23 protein-coding genes and 1 tRNA gene are annotated in these 18,748 nt (G+C 39.3%); 12 read left to right on the forward strand and 12 right to left on the reverse strand.

The window, feature by feature from the left end:
- Positions 1-59: 59 nt before the first annotated feature.
- Entirely contained in the window at positions 60-1,454 is a 1,395-nt protein-coding gene (locus ACN20O_RS01310; RefSeq protein WP_491636431.1) for a hypothetical protein, read from the reverse strand.
- Between the two features lie 102 nt (positions 1,455-1,556).
- Between ACN20O_RS01310 and ACN20O_RS01315 the strand changes: the two genes are divergently transcribed.
- Positions 1,557-1,645: transfer RNA gene (locus tag ACN20O_RS01315), tRNA-Leu, on the forward strand.
- 587 nt (positions 1,646-2,232) lie between these two features.
- Here ACN20O_RS01315 and ACN20O_RS01320 read toward each other — a convergent pair.
- Positions 2,233-2,622, reverse strand: coding sequence for a hypothetical protein (locus tag ACN20O_RS01320; RefSeq protein WP_491636434.1), 390 nt, complete (start codon positions 2,620-2,622; stop codon positions 2,233-2,235).
- A 636-nt stretch (positions 2,623-3,258) separates the two neighbouring features.
- Positions 3,259-4,179 carry a ribosome biogenesis GTPase YlqF gene (gene ylqF, locus ACN20O_RS01325; protein ID WP_491636436.1) on the reverse strand — a complete coding sequence of 307 codons (921 nt, stop codon included), beginning with the start codon at positions 4,177-4,179 and terminating at the stop codon, positions 3,259-3,261.
- Between the two features lie 57 nt (positions 4,180-4,236).
- On the opposite strand from ylqF, the gene ACN20O_RS01330 reads away from it, so the two are divergent.
- Positions 4,237-4,887, forward strand: coding sequence for a hypothetical protein (locus ACN20O_RS01330; protein ID WP_491636439.1), 651 nt, complete (start codon positions 4,237-4,239; stop codon positions 4,885-4,887).
- Between the two features lie 205 nt (positions 4,888-5,092).
- On the opposite strand, the gene ACN20O_RS01335 is transcribed toward ACN20O_RS01330, so the two are convergent.
- Both ACN20O_RS01335 and ACN20O_RS01340 read right to left on the reverse strand, forming a co-directional pair.
- Positions 5,093-5,392, reverse strand: a complete 300-nt coding sequence (locus ACN20O_RS01335) for a TIGR03643 family protein (protein ID WP_491636441.1) — start codon at positions 5,390-5,392, stop codon at positions 5,093-5,095.
- A complete protein-coding gene (locus ACN20O_RS01340) occupies positions 5,382-6,338 on the reverse strand; it encodes an NAD(P)/FAD-dependent oxidoreductase (protein ID WP_491636443.1) in 957 nt (318 codons plus the stop codon). The genes ACN20O_RS01335 and ACN20O_RS01340 overlap by 11 nt, the downstream gene beginning before the upstream one ends.
- 120 nt (positions 6,339-6,458) lie before the next feature.
- On the opposite strand from ACN20O_RS01340, the gene ACN20O_RS01345 reads away from it, so the two are divergent.
- Positions 6,459-6,692: a hypothetical protein gene (locus ACN20O_RS01345; RefSeq protein ID WP_491636444.1), complete on the forward strand. Its 234-nt coding sequence runs from the start codon at positions 6,459-6,461 to the stop codon at positions 6,690-6,692.
- 7 nt (positions 6,693-6,699) lie between these two features.
- Positions 6,700-7,005: a helix-turn-helix domain-containing protein gene (locus ACN20O_RS01350; RefSeq protein WP_491636446.1), complete on the forward strand. Its 306-nt coding sequence runs from the start codon at positions 6,700-6,702 to the stop codon at positions 7,003-7,005.
- Here the strand turns inward: ACN20O_RS01350 and ACN20O_RS01355 are convergent, their stop codons facing one another.
- Positions 7,006-7,887, reverse strand: a complete 882-nt coding sequence (locus ACN20O_RS01355) for a phospholipase A (RefSeq protein WP_491636449.1) — start codon at positions 7,885-7,887, stop codon at positions 7,006-7,008.
- A 188-nt stretch (positions 7,888-8,075) separates the two neighbouring features.
- Between ACN20O_RS01355 and ACN20O_RS01360 the strand changes: the two genes are divergently transcribed.
- Positions 8,076-8,681 (forward strand): flavodoxin family protein, encoded by a 606-nt coding sequence (locus tag ACN20O_RS01360; protein ID WP_491636451.1) that lies wholly within the window; start codon positions 8,076-8,078, stop codon positions 8,679-8,681.
- Positions 8,682-8,712: 31 nt separating this feature from the next.
- Complete coding sequence (locus ACN20O_RS01365; protein ID WP_491636454.1) at positions 8,713-9,072, forward strand: lipocalin-like domain-containing protein; 360 nt, start codon at positions 8,713-8,715, stop codon at positions 9,070-9,072.
- A gap of 2 nt (positions 9,073-9,074) precedes the next feature.
- Here ACN20O_RS01365 and ACN20O_RS01370 read toward each other — a convergent pair whose 3' ends face one another.
- The 3 genes from ACN20O_RS01370 to ACN20O_RS01380 form a co-directional block, all read right to left on the reverse strand.
- Positions 9,075-10,232, reverse strand: a complete 1,158-nt coding sequence (locus tag ACN20O_RS01370; RefSeq protein ID WP_491636457.1) for a DnaA/Hda family protein — start codon at positions 10,230-10,232, stop codon at positions 9,075-9,077.
- 143 nt (positions 10,233-10,375) lie between these two features.
- Positions 10,376-10,777: a hypothetical protein gene (locus tag ACN20O_RS01375; RefSeq protein WP_491636459.1), complete on the reverse strand. Its 402-nt coding sequence runs from the start codon at positions 10,775-10,777 to the stop codon at positions 10,376-10,378.
- A 9-nt stretch (positions 10,778-10,786) separates the two neighbouring features.
- Positions 10,787-11,485, reverse strand: coding sequence for a pirin family protein (locus ACN20O_RS01380; RefSeq protein WP_491636461.1), 699 nt, complete (start codon positions 11,483-11,485; stop codon positions 10,787-10,789).
- A 127-nt stretch (positions 11,486-11,612) separates the two neighbouring features.
- On the opposite strand from ACN20O_RS01380, the gene ACN20O_RS01385 reads away from it, so the two are divergent.
- The 4 genes from ACN20O_RS01385 (at position 11,613) to ACN20O_RS01400 (ending at position 15,055) form a co-directional block, all read left to right on the forward strand.
- Positions 11,613-12,503: a LysR family transcriptional regulator gene (locus tag ACN20O_RS01385; RefSeq protein ID WP_491636463.1), complete on the forward strand. Its 891-nt coding sequence runs from the start codon at positions 11,613-11,615 to the stop codon at positions 12,501-12,503.
- 111 nt (positions 12,504-12,614) lie between these two features.
- The gene (locus ACN20O_RS01390; RefSeq protein WP_491636465.1) at positions 12,615-13,163 is read left to right on the forward strand and encodes a hypothetical protein; all 549 of its coding nucleotides are present in this window, start codon (positions 12,615-12,617) and stop codon (positions 13,161-13,163) included.
- Between the two features lie 55 nt (positions 13,164-13,218).
- A complete protein-coding gene (locus ACN20O_RS01395; protein ID WP_491636467.1) occupies positions 13,219-14,121 on the forward strand; it encodes an MGMT family protein in 903 nt (300 codons plus the stop codon).
- A 67-nt stretch (positions 14,122-14,188) separates the two neighbouring features.
- Entirely contained in the window at positions 14,189-15,055 is an 867-nt protein-coding gene (locus ACN20O_RS01400) for a hypothetical protein (protein ID WP_491636469.1), read from the forward strand.
- Here the strand turns inward: ACN20O_RS01400 and ACN20O_RS01405 are convergent, their stop codons facing one another.
- Positions 15,056-15,889: a hypothetical protein gene (locus ACN20O_RS01405; RefSeq protein ID WP_491636471.1), complete on the reverse strand. Its 834-nt coding sequence runs from the start codon at positions 15,887-15,889 to the stop codon at positions 15,056-15,058. It abuts the gene before it with no gap.
- A gap of 35 nt (positions 15,890-15,924) precedes the next feature.
- Positions 15,925-16,137, reverse strand: a complete 213-nt coding sequence (locus ACN20O_RS01410; RefSeq protein WP_491636473.1) for a hypothetical protein — start codon at positions 16,135-16,137, stop codon at positions 15,925-15,927.
- Between the two features lie 66 nt (positions 16,138-16,203).
- Between ACN20O_RS01410 and ACN20O_RS01415 the strand changes: the two genes are divergently transcribed.
- Both ACN20O_RS01415 and ACN20O_RS01420 read left to right on the forward strand, forming a co-directional pair.
- Entirely contained in the window at positions 16,204-16,503 is a 300-nt protein-coding gene (locus ACN20O_RS01415) for a hypothetical protein (RefSeq protein WP_491636475.1), read from the forward strand.
- 102 nt (positions 16,504-16,605) lie between these two features.
- The gene (locus tag ACN20O_RS01420) at positions 16,606-17,502 is read left to right on the forward strand and encodes a S1 family peptidase (protein ID WP_491636477.1); all 897 of its coding nucleotides are present in this window, start codon (positions 16,606-16,608) and stop codon (positions 17,500-17,502) included.
- On the opposite strand, the gene ACN20O_RS01425 is transcribed toward ACN20O_RS01420, so the two are convergent.
- Positions 17,495-18,451: a hypothetical protein gene (locus tag ACN20O_RS01425; RefSeq protein WP_491636479.1), complete on the reverse strand. Its 957-nt coding sequence runs from the start codon at positions 18,449-18,451 to the stop codon at positions 17,495-17,497. The two genes, ACN20O_RS01420 and ACN20O_RS01425, sit on opposite strands and share 8 nt — an antisense overlap.
- Positions 18,452-18,748: the final 297 nt, after the last annotated feature.

Below are 18,748 nucleotides of genomic sequence, written 5' to 3' on the forward strand. Positions count from 1 at the left end.
CACCTAGAAATGTAAATCAATTACTTACATTGAAGACGTGAGATTCTCTGTGCGTAAATTTACCTGACCAGACCGGCCTCATCCTGCTTGAAGTTTTCCCATACAACGTCCTGCGGAAAAACATCAAAAGGAATTTGGTTTGGTGTCTTAGACTCGTATTTACAAGCGAAATTCTGGATCTTATCAAAAACCCAGCCGTAGATTTTTTGGTGGCTCCCTCCTCTGACGTTATCGTATTCTACGAAACGGTACTGAGAGTTGATCTGATTTTTCATTAAACTCAATCCATTGATAGCTTGGTCGAAGGCCCCTTCAAAATTCTTGGCGCGGCAACGCTCAAGTTCTTTACTCTGACTTACATAAAAGTGCCCTTCATCCACGCGTGGATTGTAGGCCCATGAGTTGTCCGTACAACTATAATAAAAGCCACTCTTCTCTAATAAAGTGAAGGCCTGGATATAAGTAAAAAACCAAAATCTTCTGGTGTTGTCGGTGATGCTCGCCGGGCGAACGAGCTTCTGGCATTCATAGAATTCATTGGAACTTTTCGAGTAAAATTCTTTAAAATACTTAAGGAAGCTGTCGGCCTGACCACTTTTCTGCGCTCTGATTTTCTCGGCTTCATCCCAAACAGTGTCGTACATCTTCATACACTGAGCACGCCAATTGTTGAGTTCTACGAACTTCTGCGTGTTCACGACTTGCGCTGTCTTTTGGAAATAGTTGTAGGTATCTTTTAAGTTCAGTTCCTTTGAAATCCTGAAGGCCGGAAACATCTTTCCACCGACTCGGTGGTATCCATGCATATTGGTCAACATCCCTTTTGCATAGCTCCAATCAATCTTTCTTTTTAAATCAGCAAATGAACTAACTGAATTGTATTGAGGATCGCGACTGTTGACCCCGAATAAAATCTGCGACGACTTCCACTTCTCTTTTAAGTCACACGGATAGTTCGAACACTCATCAATCACTACCGACCCTAAAATTCGCGCCTGGTCAAAATGCGTTGGGCTCTCTTTAAAAGCTTCAATTTTATCTTTATTAGAAATCACCACGATCTTCATCGGCTGCTTCATTTCATCATACACACGCGGAATAATCCCCTGAGTGAAGTTTGGAGTCATTAAGTCAGCTCGATAGCTCTCCCAAATATCATCCTGCGGACAAAAGGCGCGCTCGCGATAAAGCTTCCCTGAATAAAGATCCAGGTCATAAAGGTAGTTGCTCTCTTCCGGAGTAGTGACGACATAGTTGATACTAAAGTTATTGGCCTCAACCGGTGCTAGGTTTTTTATGTTCGGGTCTACATCAAAGAATGGATTGGTAACGACTGATTCATCGTCTTCTCTTTCTGCGAATCTCGGAGGTAACTTATTCCATTGTCCCAAGATTTTTCTCTCGTCCCTTTTTTCATCAACAGGTGCACTTCCACATCCAACTAGTGAGGACATCAAAAAACTTGCAATAAGGACCTTTTGTAATTGACAGATAGTCATAAATTTCTCACAATCTCAGTTCTTCCGATCAATGTTTTAAGAACTTACCTAATATGTGCCTGGGTGGTGGAATCGGTAGACACAGCAGATTTAAAATCTGCCGACCTTTACCGGTCGTACGAGTTCAAGTCTCGTCTCGGGCACCATTTTTTATATCATCTTAACATCATTAATTTTTTTTTGCTAATACATCCTCCAAGGGTTAATACGGGGCTAAAAAAGCAATTCAAAACCTCAAGTCGAAAACTTGACACCATTTCAGTGAACTATCTTTTGAATCGATTGGAAATTTTATTAAAAGCTGAAGTTAAATTGTAAAAAACGACAGTGAAACTGCAAATAATTAAGGTCCAATGAACAAAAAATGCAATCACTGAATTGCTAAAATCCCACCAGTCTAATGACATTTGTAATTTGAGTTTACCTATTAGATCTTTGACCTGCCCCCAAAAAACTGAACTATTCATAATCTCCCTTTTGTTATTAATAACACAGAGTGATTCATTTAGATTTTGGAGGCAATTACAGGGGGAAGGTCACTATTAGGTTCTTTACCCCAGGAACTGGACAAGCATCTCATCCTGAATCAGAAGAAAAAGTAGGCCTTATTTTTATTTGCTCTAAATGGATTGCTACGAAATGGATGAGGCAGGGAAATATAGTGGCTAATTGGGCATAAAATACGCGAGAGAGCACGTTTATCATGGTCTCTCGCTTATAAAAAAACTAGGTTCTATTTTGCGACGTTAACGTCACATAGAAATAAAGTATTTTGATCTAATTTTTCAGATGATTTTGAAAAATAAACATTTACTTCAGCAATTTGCCCCGGAACCAATTCATTGTTTTTAACTTCTACAACGATTGTGTTCTTGTCTGCATTTTTGCCTTCAAATATAGAGATTGCTGAACCAGACTCTCCTTCATTGTATCTTAGCGTTGCTACACTTGAAGAAAGTGTAGAAGAGTCTCTTAAAATTGGTGAGAAAACCATTTTTCCTGAATCGCTACTAATCTCTAGTTTATAAACTGAATGTGAGTTTTGGTCATTACACACTAAAGATGTGTTTGCCATTGCACTAAAAGACAAAATTGCTGTTAAAACAAAAAGAAACTTCTTCATAATTCACCTCGTTTTTTTGTCCTTAATACGAAGAAATACACACTTACTCAAGGGCCAAATTTTAAGCAGGTAAAATTGTTATGCTTGAATCTTAAGCACTTGCCCCAAAACACGTATTTTCAAGCAGATGCCCTATCGCTTTCGATTCTCAAAACTAACTAAATCGCATTAGAAATCTATGCTAAAATTTTTAAAGACAGTTCCTAGTCCTCAAGAGATGGCCTATTCATGAATAGGAAATCACAATAATTACTCTGTCATTTATACTAGAAATATAATGGATTATTTTTCAGTTAAGAGTAACTGGGTCTGCTCTTCATCTCAAAATCACTTTCAATGATTTTTTTTGTTCGAGCGACGGCATAGATAACTTCACTATGATCGCGATTTAAAATTTCAGCAAATTTAATGATAAAAAACTGAATATCATCAGAGCGGTAAAGAACTTACTTGTCTTTTATTACGTCTAAGGCCAAATCACTACTCATCTCATCGATTTAATGAACTAGGCCAGAAGATAATTCCCCTTTAAATCTCTCATCGCAATCAATGAAATCATATGCAAATCATGAACCCTATAATCAAAATTCAAAAACCGATCAGAGTTTAAAGACAAAAGATGAAAGTTCAATTGAATTACTCCTTCGGAGGAATTCCAAATGAGCATTTACCTAAATCACCTTTTCTGAAATCTTGAAGAATGATTTTATAAACTCGTTCTAAATCAAGAACACCTTTTTGTTTTAAGCACCCACGAAGAACTGCTATTTTTTCAATCACCTCTTCTACACTCATTTCAAGACTTGTGAGTTTGTAGCGTTCCTTAAATTCTTTTGAGTTTAAAGATTTAAAGTGCTCTACTAAAAATTTAGCAGGTAACTCGCCCCCTACGACATCATCGGGAATGGCATTAAGAGCACTCAACCAAAGTCCATGCTCTTCTTTAGCAAATGAAGGCGGCATAACTCCTGGAGTGTCGAGCAGATCGAGATCTTTGTCGATAACAATTAACTGTTGAACTTGAGTCTGGCCTGGTTTATCCGCTACTTTTACAGCAGCTCTTCCGGCCAATTGATTAATGATGGTCGATTTACCAGTGTTCGGAAGACCAATAATCATTAAGCGCATTTTTTGTTTTGGATTAATTTCTTCTGGATTACTTTGCCTGCGCTTTTCCATGACAATACTTTTGGCCATCGTCATAACTTTTTTCATTTGTCCGCGATCAAAACAATCGATGAAAATAAATGGGACTTCCTGTTTTTTAAACCAGGCCTCCCATTGATTCATCATGTTTGGATGAGCAAGGTTTGCTTTATTAAGAATAATTAATCGGCTCTTCTGTCTAAGAGTGCTTTCTAAGTTTTGATTTCCCGACGCTAAAGGCGCTCTCGCGTCTCTAACTTCAAAAACAATATCCACCGTCTGAAGATTCTCTCTAATTTCTCTAATTGCTCGGGCCATGTGACCTGGGTACCAGTTAAAGCCGCGCGGCTTTACCTCATCAGGAGTAAGCTCTATTTCATCAGTAAGTTTTGTTGGTTTATTGTTTTTCACAAGTAATTCTTTTATCATTTATAAATCGCTTTTCAAATATCAGGATGCACTTTCAAAATGACTAATTTATGCCTAGATGCCTGTAATGAGTTCCATGCCCATGGCTTCAAAAAAGACATTGATCCAACTTCTTTAAAGGAAAGCTTCAATATCGTAAAACAGCCTGATGGAAAATGGTTTAAAAGTACAAAACCAAGCCTACACGAACAGGCCGTTCTTACTTTGCTAGACCTAGGTCTCATGCCAGCTCTCAAAAAACTCACAGACCAAATCGACGAACTCGATAAGGAAATGAGAAAAGAAGGCGGTAGGATTTTTATCAGCGAATACCTGGTTTATAAAATAAAAAAAGGAGCTCAAACTCCCCTAATCGTTTTTGAAAATACTGAAAAGATTGATGGAAAATACCGCAAGCTTTGTGATGAAATCATTGAGCAAGGAATTGAAAGAGACCGCTATAGAACTGAAGAGACTTATCTGCTCACAAAGTCTCCCGGGAATGAATGGTCAGTGACTACCAGTCATGAAAACCACAGTGGAGAAAAAATTGTTTTAGATTTTAAAAAAATGCCCCTGTTAAAAACGATGGCCTCAAAAATCGGCAAAATAGATCCTAAGTTCCAAACGAATGGTGGCCGAATTTTCATCACACCTACTCGCATTTATCGCTTAAATAACAAAATCGAAGTCCTCTTAAAAATTGTCTAATACATAAACACCTGTATTCTTCCGAGCTACCTAATCAGCTGATTTCCCACCTGATTCTGTTGCCATTTTCCGTGCTATATCATCTCCAATTTAAACCTTTAAAGGGTATATTTATGAAAAAAAATGAAGCGCCACTTTTCATTCCTTCTTATCGTTGGATTTGTCATTTCAGGTCCTGCCCATAATGGACCGCTAAAAGACTATTTTACTTATGGCCTTTAGTGCTTCCATCCATATTTTGCCGTGAGCATTTAAAACGCGTGATCCCCTCAGGTCTGGTCTTGAGGTGCTTGAGGTGCCCTAAGTTATTGGCACGCACTCGCCAACGCTTAAAATCCTTCAGAGAAAGCATCTTTCTCATGCATTTGACGGCTTCATTTGGTGTGAGATTATACTGATGAAAGATCGCCTCAAAAGGCGTTCTATCTTCCCAGCACATACGGATAAGCCTGTCACGCTCTTCGATACTCAATGAATCTAAGACACTCTCAATTTTATTTCTCATTAGGCCCTCCAAAAAGATGGCGGCATAAAGCTTCAGAAGACCTGACGGCGCCGCCAAGACTGCTTCCACCAAAAGCATCTCCAACGAGATAAAGTTTAGGAGCAATTTCAAAAAAATAATCTTTGAGTTGTTTTTCAGGGCGGCAGTATCGCCATTTTTTGAGCTCGGCATTTTTTATTTTTGCATCAGGATAACTCGCCTTTAAAAGAGTCAGTATTTTTTCGAGAATTAGGGCTTCTTCATTTTCAAATTCTTTTTCTGAAAATAAGGCCGACATCGTTACAGTGAGCGCAGGTATAGGACTTACTCCTTTTTGATATTGATCACTAATAGAGAAGAAATCTCCTTCCTGAAATTCAGCATAACCATTTTTCAATAAAAAGGACTCTTCAAGAGTCACCAAGGCAATGAGAGCTTTTTCATAAGTAATGCCCTGAAGTTCGCTCCACTGATGAGTATTGAGTAATTTTTCTTTTTCTAAGTGCCCTAAAAGTTTTATGGTTTGTGGAATAGGTGAAGTGATAATCAAATGACGGGAAAACCACTCCTCGTTTTTGTTTGATAAAAGTTTCCAAAGCCCATTTTCGAAGCGGATACTTTGAACTTCTTTTTCCAGGGAAATATTCAAGCCTTCACCTAGTGTTTTTGCAAGAGAGGTCATTCCTGCTTTCCCACACCAGTGATCCCCTTCAACTGATAAAAACCAGTGTTGGTTGACGTTATGATCTCTCCAATAGTCATGGAGGGAGAGAAGATCAACTTTTTTTCTATAAAATTGGGCCCCATGATCAAATCGGGCATCCAGGGTTCTTCTCGTGGCCATTCGGCCGCCTAAACCGCGGGACTTTTCAAGAATAAGTACGTCTCCCTGGTTTTGGCTCACAAGTTTTTTTGCAGTATTTAGGCCACTTAGACCGGCCCCGATAATAATATAGTCTTTTTTCATACACTAAATATAAAACAAAAAGGCAAAAGGACAATTAGACAACGCTTAGAGGTTCAAGGGTGTCAAACCATACATCCTATGTTATAAAGCCCCTCTCAATCACTATTAAAGGTAAAAAAGATGAGTAACAGAGACATTTACAAAGACGAATTTGGCCAATACCACGAGGTCGAAGAAGAACAAGAAGAAACTCTTGATGGGCCGGAAGATGATGAACAGGATTACTACGAAGAAGACGCAGAAGAGTCAGATGACTTTTTTGATTCGGCCGAAGATGAAGATAGCGATTATTATGATGAAGACGAAGAGTATGCCAACGGCAGTGGTAATGACTACGACGTCGACGAAGATTAGGATTTAAATGAAACATCACAACCCAATGATAGGCAAACATGTCCATAACAACCGCGAAAGTAAAGAAGGACAAATCCTGCGTTTCGTACGCGAGGTCCGCAAACTTTCTCTCACAGATGTAGCGGTTAAAATTCAATTGAAGGCCATGGACATTGATCATTACGAGAACGGAAGAAGATTCTACTCTCCAGAAGAAATTGATATGTTCTTAAACCTCTATCAATTCAAGAAGGAAGACTTTGAGTATCTCATGAGCTTAAAAGTCGTGACTAAGCAGATTGTTAATCATTATATGATCAATCACAAATCTTAGTTATTCGATCACTTTATCGATAAAACTATCTAAAACGACTCCGGCCCCATATCTTTGCGTGTAACGATTATATTCAATTAACGAGTGTCCATAACCTGACTGGACACTCACATACCACCTCAAGTTATCTTTCCATGGGTAAGAGTATTTTAAATCTGTACTAAGATAACGAGCGGCCAGGGGGACTTTTAGTGAAAGTGTATGCTTTCCTAAATTCTTAATAATTTCGAGCCTGCCGTATCCCATGAACTCCTGGATCTTTCTATTTTCGTCTTCATTTCTTTTTTCTGGAATGCGATACCATCCAGTCGCAATAAATTTTAAACCATATCCTTGCATAAACATGCGTCCATAAAGTCTATTCCAGCTACGCGAGATGATTTGAATCTGACCATTAGACTGATGGACAAAGCCAATATCAGCGGCCATTAAGTCAACACCGGCAAATTCACTCGTCGAAGGATCTATATAGCGCAGGAAAATTTCCGGCATGTAATTGGTTTCTCTAAAAGGTCTCGAATACTCTTTGTTATAAAGCTGCCACCAGGCATGATGGGTATAAGCGACATTCAAATCAAAATTAGATTTAAAAATCCTATTTTGAATGGGAATCATAAAACTTATTTGAAATTCTGTTTCTTCCTTCTTATAAAAATTTGCGTTTTTCTGATTCATTGTCCCCTTGATTCCTGAGTAGAGATCTTCGTGGGGCTTCGTATTGTAGACAATAGGTAAAAGAAAGGTGCCGTTATGAGGCAAGAGTACATACTTTGTCGCCAGAAGCTTAAAGTAGCCTTCTTTCTCCTTCGCCAATGGATCAGGAAGCTCCTGCGAAAAAGCAGAAGCGCTAAGCAAAAAAATCAAAAAGAATATCGTTTTCATATGCTATTTATTATCCATACTAATTTATTTTTATCAAAACTATTCATCACCCAAAGGCATCCTTTTTCTGATACGATGAACAGACACTCAATCATACTTAGGACCTTTGCCAATGAATCAAGAAAATACATCTTCAGAATGGACTTTAATCGGGAAAACCGAAGACCTGATTCGCGAACTTGAAACTCATGGATAAAAACCATCCGCGCTTTTCGACTTCAGAAGAACTTTTAAACTCAGCTTTAAAGACGGCTGCGGAAAATCTTGATGTTGAAACAAAGCTCATTAAATTATCTGATTTGAACTTCAGGCACTGCGAAGGATTTAACTCAAAATCAGAAAAGGCCTGCACATGGCCTTGCTCTATTACGAAAATGGACCCGACAGATGAGATGAGTCAAATCTATGAGGGCATGGTTCACTGGGCAGATGTCGTTATCGTGGCCTCACCTATTCCTTGGGGAAATGCCAGTTCACTTTATTACAAAATGGCCGAGCGACTCAGCAGTGTTCAAAACCAAATTACACTCAAAGACCGCGTCTTGATTCAAAACAAAGTTGTGGGCATGATCATTACAGGCGGACAGGACAACATTCAATCTGTGGCCGGACAGATGCTTAACTTTTTTGGAGAGCTTGGTTTTATGGCCCCTCCATTTCCTTATGTCGGTCATTCTCTAGGGTGGTCTTCGGAAGCGATGGAATACAACACGGATTATGTAAGAGACAGTGAGTACCTGCATACTCAGTCTTATGAGTTGATTGAAAGAGCTGTGAGCTTTCTAAAAAATTGATTCAAGCATAAGATTAGTTTAAACTCTAATTATGAATATTTTAGCCGGCAGATATAAACTCATCAGTCATGGAACTTATAGTCCCGAAGGAATCTTTCAACCTACATCTTCATACTTAAAAGGTGAGTTGATTTATTCCAGCGACGAATTTCTCTCTGTTCAGATTTTTCTCAAAGAAGATATCGAAACTTCGCGAGATTTATTAACGTATTCAGGAAAGTATAAAGTCCTAAATAACAGTGAGGTCAATCACCTCATCAATATTTGCTCTCAGGGAAAAAGGGACAATTCTATAGAAAAAAGAAATTATAGAGTTGAGGGAGCTTATTTATTTTTATCAGTGGATTTTGAAAACAAATCTAAATTTGAAGCTAAATGGGAAAAATTATGACATCAAACTGGATTTGAGAGAAAATTTTCAATCTTCATCCTGATCTTAGGATCCTCATTCAATTGTTTTTTAATTCTCGCGACAGCATAAATCACCGACGTATGATCTCGATTAAAAAGCTCTCCAACCTTCATCAGACTCATTTGCATTTTCTCTTTTAAAACATACATCGCCACATGTCGAGCCTCTGCAATGACCATTGTTCTTTTTCCAGAAAGTAAGTCTTTGCGGGCGACGCCAAAACTCTCCCCCACTGAATCCAGAATAAAATCAAAATCACAAGACTGCTGAGTCGCCTTCTTATCCTTGATTTCTTCTAAGGCCATCTCCATCGTCATCCTTTGGCCCTTAATCTCATCAGTACTTTTAAACTTATAAAGTAGACTTTCAATACCGTAAACATTAGTGCCTGTTTGCTGAGAGACGAGCTTTTTGACATTTTCAGGAAGTGCAAGATTGAGTTCGCGGCTTCTTTGATTAACAATCTCTAAAGCTAGTTCGCTGTCAAGTTCGTCGATATGATGAATCAGTGCCGAAGATAGCTTTCTTTTTAAACGTTCTTCACAGTTCATTAGATTTTTAGGAAGTTTCGATCCGGTAATGATCATTTTGATCTTTTTTGCCTGGACGTAATCAATCAACTGGCAAAAAGACTTCTGATGCTCAGGCTTTCCTTCCAGGTCTTCGATATCATCAATAAAAAAGGCCTCGACATTTTTTCCAGAAACATCTGAGGGCAGTGCAAGGGCCGAGCTAAAATAAAATGATTTCTTTAAATCAATCATCTCATTTGCACAGGCATGCAGGAGATGTGTTTTCCCCAGTCCACTCTCGGCCTTAAGAAAGACCATCCCAAAATCATTTCGTTCATTCCGAATGAATCTTTTAATGGCCTCAAAAGCAAACTGATTAGACTTCCCTGCATAAAAGCGTGAGAAGTTCTTTTCTTTGCTAATATTGCCATGGAAATAAACGGAAGTCGCGACTTTGGGAGGATTCAGAACAGGCTTAGGAACTTTAACGTCTTTCACCTTTGACTTCGCTTCAATCTCAGGAAGAGCAAACTCAGAAATAAAACTTAAGAGATCAAGCTGCTGTGGATCTTCCGCTGCTGCTGATAATATCTGTAGTTTTCTTCCGGTAGCTCTATTTGAAGTCATGTGATCCCAATGTCATTTTAAAATTCGCTTGTGAGTTTAAAGACAAAACTCAAAAGGTCAAACGAATTTAAAACAACAACGGAATCTCAAAAGAAATGAAAGAGATTATTTAATCACAGTCTCAATCTTAATCTGACTCTCCATCAGCTTGTGGATTGTACACTTTCTTTTAAAAACACATTCAACTCATTTTTTAGGTTTGAATGGAACATAATAAACGCCGGGTCATGGCGCAGGTGATGGTTGTATCTACTCACCACATTTGAGGCCGGGTCTTTTAATAAAAACTCTACCTTTTCGGCAATTGTTTTCATCTCTGCCTCGCTCATTTCTTCTTCTGAATCCGCCAAAGCATCAATCTCGGCAATTAAAGCAGAAAATGGCTGAAGCCAGGCAAATCCCTTATTTTGAGTTAGCATCATCACAAACTCAAACGAAGAAATCTTTTTTTCAAAATACATTTCTGCTTGGTTTTTTTCATTTTCCAGGAAACGCTTATGGACATCCATAAGCGCCTGAGTAAGATTTTTTAATTTAATTTTCATATCTATTCCTTATGGTAGATCGAAGACGATAAACTCTGAGTCTTTTGACCATTCAAGCTTCATCACGTCTACATTATCGATAGCTGCTCCATCTCCATTTGTTAAAGTTGCCCCTTCAACTTTCACCTCTCCCTTGATTACTTGTACCCATGTGTGGCGGTGAGGGTAAGTTTTAAAAACCTTCTCACCTATATCCTGGGCCTTCACCACGTACATATCTACGTCTTGGTTAATAGAGATCGAGCCATTTCTCCCATTTTTAGAAGCAACAAGAACCATATCACTACAACCAAAGTCGTTAGCAAAAGACTTTTGAGCATACTCAGGCTCTACTCCTGCTTTCTCTGGAAGAATCCAGATTTGCAGGAAGTGAGTTTGTTTATCTTGAAGGTGGTTATACTCCGAGTGTCTCACCCCGGTTCCAGCACTCATTCTTTGCACTTCACCTGGCTTGATGATCGCTTTTGTCCCCATTGAGTCTTGGTGCTCAAGGGCCCCATCAATAACATAAGAGATAATTTCCATATCTCTGTGCCCGTGAGTATCAAAGCCTGTTCCCCCCTCAATGCGGTCTTCGTTAATAACTCTTAGAGCGCTATAGCCCATATGCTTAGGATCGTAGTATCCTGCAAATGAGAATGTGTGGTTTGAATGAAGCCATCCGTGTTCTGCGTTTCCTCTTTCGTTTGCTTTTCTAAGTGTGATCATATGTTTCTCCTTTTTTTAAAAGTTGTTTGCCTTCTTACACCCTAAGAATACTCCTAACTCATGATAATTAATAATATTCATTCACTATCAACTTGATCTGATTTTTGGATCATGTTATAAGAATATTATGAACTTAGAACAACTTGAGACTGTCCTGGCCATTATCGATAAAGGAAGCTTTAGGGCAGCCGCTGAGCACTTGCATCGCTCTCAACCTGCTTTGAGTGCAAGTATTAAAAACCTGGAAGAAGAGTTTGGAATTCAAATTTTTGATCGCAGTGAGTACCGGCCGAAGTTAACAGAGGTCGGATCAGTATTCATTAACTCTGCCAGAAAAACACTTGAAGCTTCTTACGAGACAGCAAAGATTGCTAAAGAGCTTGGCCAAAATAAAGCAGAGACAAAACTAAAGGTAGCCCTTGATCCTCTCGTTCCAATTGAGGACATTGAAATTATCGCCCATGAATGTTCACGCCCGGTAATTCCTGTTGTTCTGATTATGGAAAAAACAGTTCTTCATGGAAGTCATAGTCTGGTAATCGAAGGAAAAGTCGACCTGGCACTAGCTCCTTGTCCTTTTGATGAAGAGAGGATTGAAAAGATCACGATCGAAACGGTATCTCTCGTTGGAGCTGTGTCGAGAAAACTGCTTCAGGAAAAAAGAAAACCTGATGCCGAATTTTTAAGAACTCATCCACAAATCTTCGTCTACAACAAAGACACTGATGAAAGAAAAGATGAACTCACGCCCGATCCTTTATACGATGGTGGTGGCCCAAAAATCTACGTGCCCGATCACTCCACTAAACTTCGCCTGATCTGTAATGGTTTAGGTTGGGGGCGCATCTCTCAGAGTGAATTCGAACAGGAAAAGGATTTACTCTTAATTGATAAAAAAATCTGCAGACCCTATGAATTAGAACTTTGTTTAATGAAGCCAAGGCTTCGTCCGATTGGACCTATCGCGAGAAGAATATGGACTATTTTTGAGAAAAAGCACCGTCTTCAAAATAAATAGACCAAGTTCATTAGTCGGTATTAAGGCAGAAATTGATCCATCAAATCCTCCCGTGAATCTATGTTAAAATTTTCAAAGATTTAGTATCACCAGCCCGGGAGGGGGTCGAAGATGAAAGCCACGTATAAAATTCTCGCTCTTACCTTTATCGCTCTTTCTGCCAACGACGCCTCAGCGAAACTATTCTTTGAACCACACGGAGCTTTTATCGTCAGCGGCTCAAGTGATGAATCAGGAAGCGAAAAATACACTGGCCCCATGTATGGTGCCAAATTTGGATACTATGAAAAAGAATTCGGCCTAAACTACGGAGTCGACATCACTCGCACCTCTTACACTTATGCCAGCAATACTGTGGCCTCTACAACTTTTACTCGCAATGATTTTGGTGTTTTCCTTGGGTACAATTCACAAAACTACTACAGATTATGGGTCGCTGGTTATTACACCAGTACTTCTTATGGTTCTGATTCAAGCCTAAGAGGTCAAACTTATGAATTCGGATTTGGTTATAAGGTTTCTCAAAAAGTAAGCCTTAACGCTTACTACCGTATGCCTACTTTTACCAAAGCAAAAATCAACGGCACATCATCAGAGCTCAATCCAAAGCAGGCCAATTCTGAAATTGCGCTAGGAGTGAGTTTTCCTCTCGAATTGTAGCCTTTCAGGCAAATACTCCATTGATAAAGTCCTCCTTTTATGAGGATAATGAGCAATGGATTCTCGCACCGACTTCACTAAAAATGTCATTAAAATGATCAAGGCCATTCCTGAAGGGAAGGTTGCAACTTACGCGCTTATTGCCAAACTTGCCGGCAAACCGCAAGGATCGCGCGGCGTGGGTTGGATTCTTCATTCCAGTACTCACGGTCACAGTCTTCCCTGGCAACGGGTGATTAAGTCGGGTGGAAAACTTTCATTCCCGGAAATGAGTCCTGAGTACTTGAGGCAAAAAAGACTGCTTGAGCTCGAAGGCGTAGAATTCACTAACGGTAAAGTAGATCTAAAAGTCTATCTTTGGAGTAAAAAACCAAAAGAATCCAATCGTTTTACACCTCAATCCAAAAAGAAAAAAATTGTCATGAGAGTCTTCTGTCACCTTCTTTTACTCTCTTTTCTTTTTATCTCTTCTCTTGCGCGCTCTGAGGAACTCAGTGACATGGAGATGCCAAAGGGGACGCTCATAATGTTCGCCCCTCCTGGTGTGAATAAAAAGTATTTCGACCTCGAGTTTGGTTTTTTAACTGAGAAAAATTTTAAATCCTGGAATTATGATTACAACGCCTACGTTACGGCCACTCTTTTTCAAGACTCATATAAACGCAATGATAACTTAAAAACAGCAGGACTTGGTTTTAAAGGAGGAGTTTTTCTTCCCACACAAAAATGGGTTCCTCTCCTTGCAACATTGAGTCTAGGCTATGCTAAAACGGCCCTACATAAAAAACCAATATTTGGAAAAGAAGAATCGAGCAAAGATAAAAAGAATATGTTTCTTCTGGAAGCTGGAGCTCTATACTACATTGATAAAAAATACTTCATCCGTTACGCCTATCAGCTCAGTAATGTGAAATACATTAAAACCCACTCCATCATTATGTTGGGGGTGGATTATTAAATTTTTTCTTTTATGCCTTTTTTTTGTTTCATCTGCTTGGGCACAAAAACCTGAATATTATAAAGAGGTGGACGCAACGAATGCCTATATTGCGACGAAATGGGATCAAATCAATCGCAGTGTGGATATGTTCTTTACCAATCTGCCTGTAAAAAAAGAGGACCAAAAAAGCAGTATTTTTGTCTATCTTAGCTCATACAAAAAAGAAGGTCAGAAAATTGAAAACGATGTAGATTTTAAATTTAAGATAAGTCTTCCCAATACTTCTAAAAATCTAAAGATCGTTGTTGAAAAGCAACAGGATGAAATCACCAATGCACTGTCCGACTCATCAGTTTCAAACAACCGCAGTATCTCTAAAAATGGGAGTTTAACAAAGCGACAAGACGACAACCGTTATACGGCAGGCGCTAGCTTCCTGATAAAACAAACCCAGGATTTTTTAAGCTCACTTAATTTTGGGATAAGAATCAACATGCCTCTTAATCCCTATGTTAAGGCCGATTTGCAAAAAACATATAAAACAAGCTGGGTCAATATTGGTCTGTCACAGAAACTGATTCTTTACCGCCAGGAAGGGTTTGAAGAAGTCTCTCAGTTGTCTTTTACTAAAAAATGGAATCAAACATTTCAAACAGATTTCACACATGCCATCGTGTGGACCAATGAAACTGGAAAATTCGCTCTTCGCCACGCTCTTGTTCTCACTCAAACAATTAATTCCAGAAAAGGGCTCGCTTATTCTGTAGGTGCTAACGCCAAGTTTACCCCAACCTATTATTACAATAGCTATGACACCTCTATCAGTTATCGCCAACTGCTACACAAAGACTGGCTCTTTGGCACATGGACTATTGGTGCTGACTTCATAAAAGAAAATCATTTTAATGATGATAAGTTTGTTCAAGTTAGAGCAGATATTTTCTTTAAATAACTACTTCTGTGAACTCTTTGAATCCAAATTCTTAATCAGTGAGTCCAACTCATCGACCTGCGGTTTTCTTTCGCGCTTCGAATCGTTTTCTACTCCCGAAAAATCTTTTGATGGCGCCTGACCTAGCTGAGCTGGCGCTTTAACCACTTTGAGATCCTGGGCCATCGGTTTGATTAAATCCGAAAGATCAAGACCTGGGCATTTTTTAGATAGAAAGCCGTGAAGGGCATCATTGTTTTTATAAATCAGCTCTGCTTCTCCGCCTACAAAACGGTGAAGATCTGAGTTTATCATCGTACATTTCTTTTTATTTTTATCTGTGACTGTGACCACTCCATCTTTTTTTGTAAGAGGTGTGCTTCCCATACGGTAACCGATATCAATAACAATTCCTTTTGAATAACTTTCAATTTCAATACCACTCTTATTTTGTGAGTTGATATCATTGGCCACTTTTATCGCCATATCCGGAGAGCTCACTCTCCCATTTTTATCGAATTTAAAGGTGGCCCCACTAGAATGAGTTAAGCTCAATCCAGATTCATCAGAACTTGAAATTGCTTTTTTAGTGCGTTTTGGGAAAAGATAAAAAACTCTAGCACCTGTTGAATTGGAATTCGTCGTTCCCGGAAAATTGCTAAAAACCTGAATCGCTCCCGAATCAGTAAAAGTTAAGTTGCGGTAGGATTGTGAATCCTTGCGATCAGCACCAACCATGATACGACAAAACATATCTTGATACTGAATGCCGTTTCCATATTTCCCAATCTGCTCCGGGCAGTTTTGAGCAAAGGCCGTCGATGTTGTCGCAATAAAAAAGAGTAGTGCTTTCATAGAGTCCTTATCGGACTATTGTACTCTAAACTTTATTAGACCTTGGCCCATAAATGCAGGCGCTTAAAAAGGCGCTCTCTAAACTCTTGTAAAAACTCCTGGTAATACTCTTCTGTGAGGTTTTGCCTGAAGAATGAAAGCATTGAGCCCTTCACCCATTCCACCACCTCTTCGCGAGAGCCAAGAACATGGAGGTACGCTTTTAAGCTGCTCTTGTTGCTTTTAATATCGAATGCTCTCTCTTTCAAAAAATCAGGCAACTGGTTTTGAAATACAGGTGGAGCTTCTTGACTACAATCCTGGTGATAACTTCAATGACATCAATGTCCCAACTTGTTGGCAACTCAGTCGGTTTTGATCTCCATGCAACACTTACTGGAATCTTCATCGTTAAGCTTGAAGCCTTAGATGAACTCTCATTCGGTATTTTTAATCACTCTGAACTTCTTTCAGATGTCACCTACTGGTTCTATCTACTTCACCCATGGGGAAACACTTTAGTAGAGATGATGAAGCTAAATCCATACGCTCAATTTTTTATTTGGTGGAACTATTTTGCTGATATGTGTAACGCTCTTTTGTTATACAATGAAGGAAGCTCGCCTCTCTGCTAAAGTCTCTAATCTATTCAGATAAAAGATCTTAACAATATTATATCTTGCAAATTTATCCCCTGCTTCATATATAAGCCTTCATTTTTAATGGAGCATCAAATTATGAAACTAATGGTTATTGGTCTTAGTGCGTTATTTCTACTATCTTGTGGCGTAAAAAACGATGCCTCTCATATTCAAATTAAAAAGGCCTCTGTCATCAATGGTGTCCGCGTAAAAGACGGAGAAGTTATCGCTTCAAGCATTGTTGCTCTTTACGATGTAAAGGCCAACTATATCTGTACAGGTTCATTAATCGCTCCAAACGTTGTCCTGACGGCTGCTCACTGCAAGCCTGATAGAATTTCTAATCTTAAAGTAGTTTTCGCGACAGATGTAGACTCAGTCATGAACTCACTTGAGCCAGATGTAAAAGCTGAATATGTTCTTCAAGCAACAGATTTTAAAGCTCACTCAAGCTACGATCCAAATAATGAAACAATTGAAGTGGACGTTGGCGATATCGCTCTGGTTAAATTCAAAGGAGCAATCCCTGCTGGATTTAAAACTGCTACATTCTTAAAAGACGAGTCTCTTCTAAAAATCGGCAACACTGTAACTGTAGCTGGTTTTGGTGTGAACTACGTCGACATCTCTAAAGAGATCAACCCGAAAAAAGTTAAAGACGAAGATATCGAATACGGCGAAGTTTACTGTGAAGACGACATGAGAGGAAATCATGTGAAGTGCTTTAAAGTTAAAATGGAAGGAGACGGTATCCTAAGACAAGGTGAAGCCCCTATTTCATTTATTCACCAGACTGAAGTCAGGCTCAATGAAAAGAAGGCCGGAACTTGCAGTGGGGATTCTGGCGGTCCGGCCTATATTAAAAAAGATGGCGAGCTTTTCCTCTTTGGAGTTACAAGCAGAGGTTCAGCTCTTTGTAACGAAGTTGGTGTTTACACCAATGCTCTTTATTACATTCCGTGGATCAACGACACGATGAAAATTCTTAATTAATTTCATCACAAGCGTAGATATCATTATCAATAAAATCCTGAACACTCTTTAACATCTGGTTACATTGTGTTTTGAATTCTGCTTCTTGTCTGTTTATAGGCCCGTAGTGGTTGCGACGGACACGAAGCATGACCATCGCATACTCAGCAGCAAATGACGGACACGATTTATTAAACGCCTGGTACTCGGCCCCAGCTCCACTGCCTGCGATGCTTGAGTTACCACACGAACTCACACCTTCTTTAAATGTATCTAAAAAGCATTTCGAAGTGTCTGCCTTATATTCTGCATAGAGTTTACTTAACTCTGCCGATGCACTCATTGAATCGTAACTCGTCTGGAAAATTCCGGCCTCTGCTGTACTTGCGGATGTGTTTGAAGCGGACATATCTCGACCTTCACAATATTTCCCTGAGCTCTCTCTCATCCCTAACCCAATTCCTAAAGTATAAAGAGATCTGACAGGCCCTTCGCCGGCCGTGTTCACAACTAAACCAAGATTAGAAAAAGTTGATGAATAAAGTGCTAAGGCATCTGTTGATGAACTACCCGCTGCTCTTGTCAAGATATCTACGAGCGCTGTTGGTGAGGCCTGACTTTTTTTATAGCGGCAATAGCTTCTGGCATATGTAAGGGCCATCCCTTTTATATAACCTGCAGGCGCTCTTCCACGGCTTGCCCATGAGTAACTGGCACACGTTGAAGATGAGGCCATCAATTTGATTTGATCTATGTATTCTCCGGCAACTTCCGGTGAACTTGGAGTCGTTGTTGATCCTCCTCCTGTGCCTGTTCCACTATTTGGGTCTGTACCTTGTTCTTCTGTTTGAGTCGTCTCATCGCCTGTCGCAGTTCCGTCCTGAGGAGTACAAGACACTCCTAGGGCGAACGTTAAAATTAAAAGTATCCAGACAAGCACTGAACGTGCAGGTTTTTTCGTTTGCTCCATCCTTGGGGCTCCTTTTATTTTAATGTCGTTTATTGATCGTTATGATCTATAAAAGTCTTTCAGCAGTATGCGTGCCATAATGAGAATTTTGATAAGAAACTGAAATAACAAAATACCTAAAGTAAATAATCAGAATGCTCGGTTACATTATGCTCGATTAAAAAAATATTGATTTAGTGAATTAGAGGCCCAATGACACTGACTAGAAAGTTCAGCTCTCGTACTATGAGCAAAAATGCCTTAAAGAGTAGTCAAACTATATCCCACTAAATGGATTAGTTGAGCGACTTAAGCATG

This window comes from Bacteriovorax sp. As-1, assembly GCF_058446905.1.

What these genes read in the sequence shown, in the direction of transcription:
- ACN20O_RS01310 (WP_491636431.1), bottom strand. Translation starts at nt 1,454, where the DNA reads ATGTCCTCACTAGTTGGATGTGGAAGTGCACCTGTTGATGAAAAAAGG.
- ACN20O_RS01320 (WP_491636434.1), bottom strand. Translation starts at nt 2,622, where the DNA reads ATGAAGAAGTTTCTTTTTGTTTTAACAGCAATTTTGTCTTTTAGTGCA.
- ACN20O_RS01330 (WP_491636439.1), top strand. Translation starts at nt 4,237, where the DNA reads ATGACTAATTTATGCCTAGATGCCTGTAATGAGTTCCATGCCCATGGC.
- ACN20O_RS01335 (WP_491636441.1), bottom strand. Translation starts at nt 5,392, where the DNA reads ATGAGAAATAAAATTGAGAGTGTCTTAGATTCATTGAGTATCGAAGAG.
- ACN20O_RS01340 (WP_491636443.1), bottom strand. Translation starts at nt 6,338, where the DNA reads ATGAAAAAAGACTATATTATTATCGGGGCCGGTCTAAGTGGCCTAAAT.
- ACN20O_RS01345 (WP_491636444.1), top strand. Translation starts at nt 6,459, where the DNA reads ATGAGTAACAGAGACATTTACAAAGACGAATTTGGCCAATACCACGAG.
- ACN20O_RS01350 (WP_491636446.1), top strand. Translation starts at nt 6,700, where the DNA reads ATGAAACATCACAACCCAATGATAGGCAAACATGTCCATAACAACCGC.
- ACN20O_RS01355 (WP_491636449.1), bottom strand. Translation starts at nt 7,887, where the DNA reads ATGAAAACGATATTCTTTTTGATTTTTTTGCTTAGCGCTTCTGCTTTT.
- ACN20O_RS01360 (WP_491636451.1), top strand. Translation starts at nt 8,076, where the DNA reads ATGGATAAAAACCATCCGCGCTTTTCGACTTCAGAAGAACTTTTAAAC.
- ACN20O_RS01365 (WP_491636454.1), top strand. Translation starts at nt 8,713, where the DNA reads ATGAATATTTTAGCCGGCAGATATAAACTCATCAGTCATGGAACTTAT.
- ACN20O_RS01370 (WP_491636457.1), bottom strand. Translation starts at nt 10,232, where the DNA reads ATGACTTCAAATAGAGCTACCGGAAGAAAACTACAGATATTATCAGCA.
- ACN20O_RS01375 (WP_491636459.1), bottom strand. Translation starts at nt 10,777, where the DNA reads ATGAAAATTAAATTAAAAAATCTTACTCAGGCGCTTATGGATGTCCAT.
- ACN20O_RS01380 (WP_491636461.1), bottom strand. Translation starts at nt 11,485, where the DNA reads ATGATCACACTTAGAAAAGCAAACGAAAGAGGAAACGCAGAACACGGA.
- ACN20O_RS01385 (WP_491636463.1), top strand. Translation starts at nt 11,613, where the DNA reads ATGAACTTAGAACAACTTGAGACTGTCCTGGCCATTATCGATAAAGGA.
- ACN20O_RS01390 (WP_491636465.1), top strand. Translation starts at nt 12,615, where the DNA reads ATGAAAGCCACGTATAAAATTCTCGCTCTTACCTTTATCGCTCTTTCT.
- ACN20O_RS01395 (WP_491636467.1), top strand. Translation starts at nt 13,219, where the DNA reads ATGGATTCTCGCACCGACTTCACTAAAAATGTCATTAAAATGATCAAG.
- ACN20O_RS01405 (WP_491636471.1), bottom strand. Translation starts at nt 15,889, where the DNA reads ATGAAAGCACTACTCTTTTTTATTGCGACAACATCGACGGCCTTTGCT.
- ACN20O_RS01415 (WP_491636475.1), top strand. Translation starts at nt 16,204, where the DNA reads ATGACATCAATGTCCCAACTTGTTGGCAACTCAGTCGGTTTTGATCTC.
- ACN20O_RS01420 (WP_491636477.1), top strand. Translation starts at nt 16,606, where the DNA reads ATGAAACTAATGGTTATTGGTCTTAGTGCGTTATTTCTACTATCTTGT.
- ACN20O_RS01425 (WP_491636479.1), bottom strand. Translation starts at nt 18,451, where the DNA reads ATGGAGCAAACGAAAAAACCTGCACGTTCAGTGCTTGTCTGGATACTT.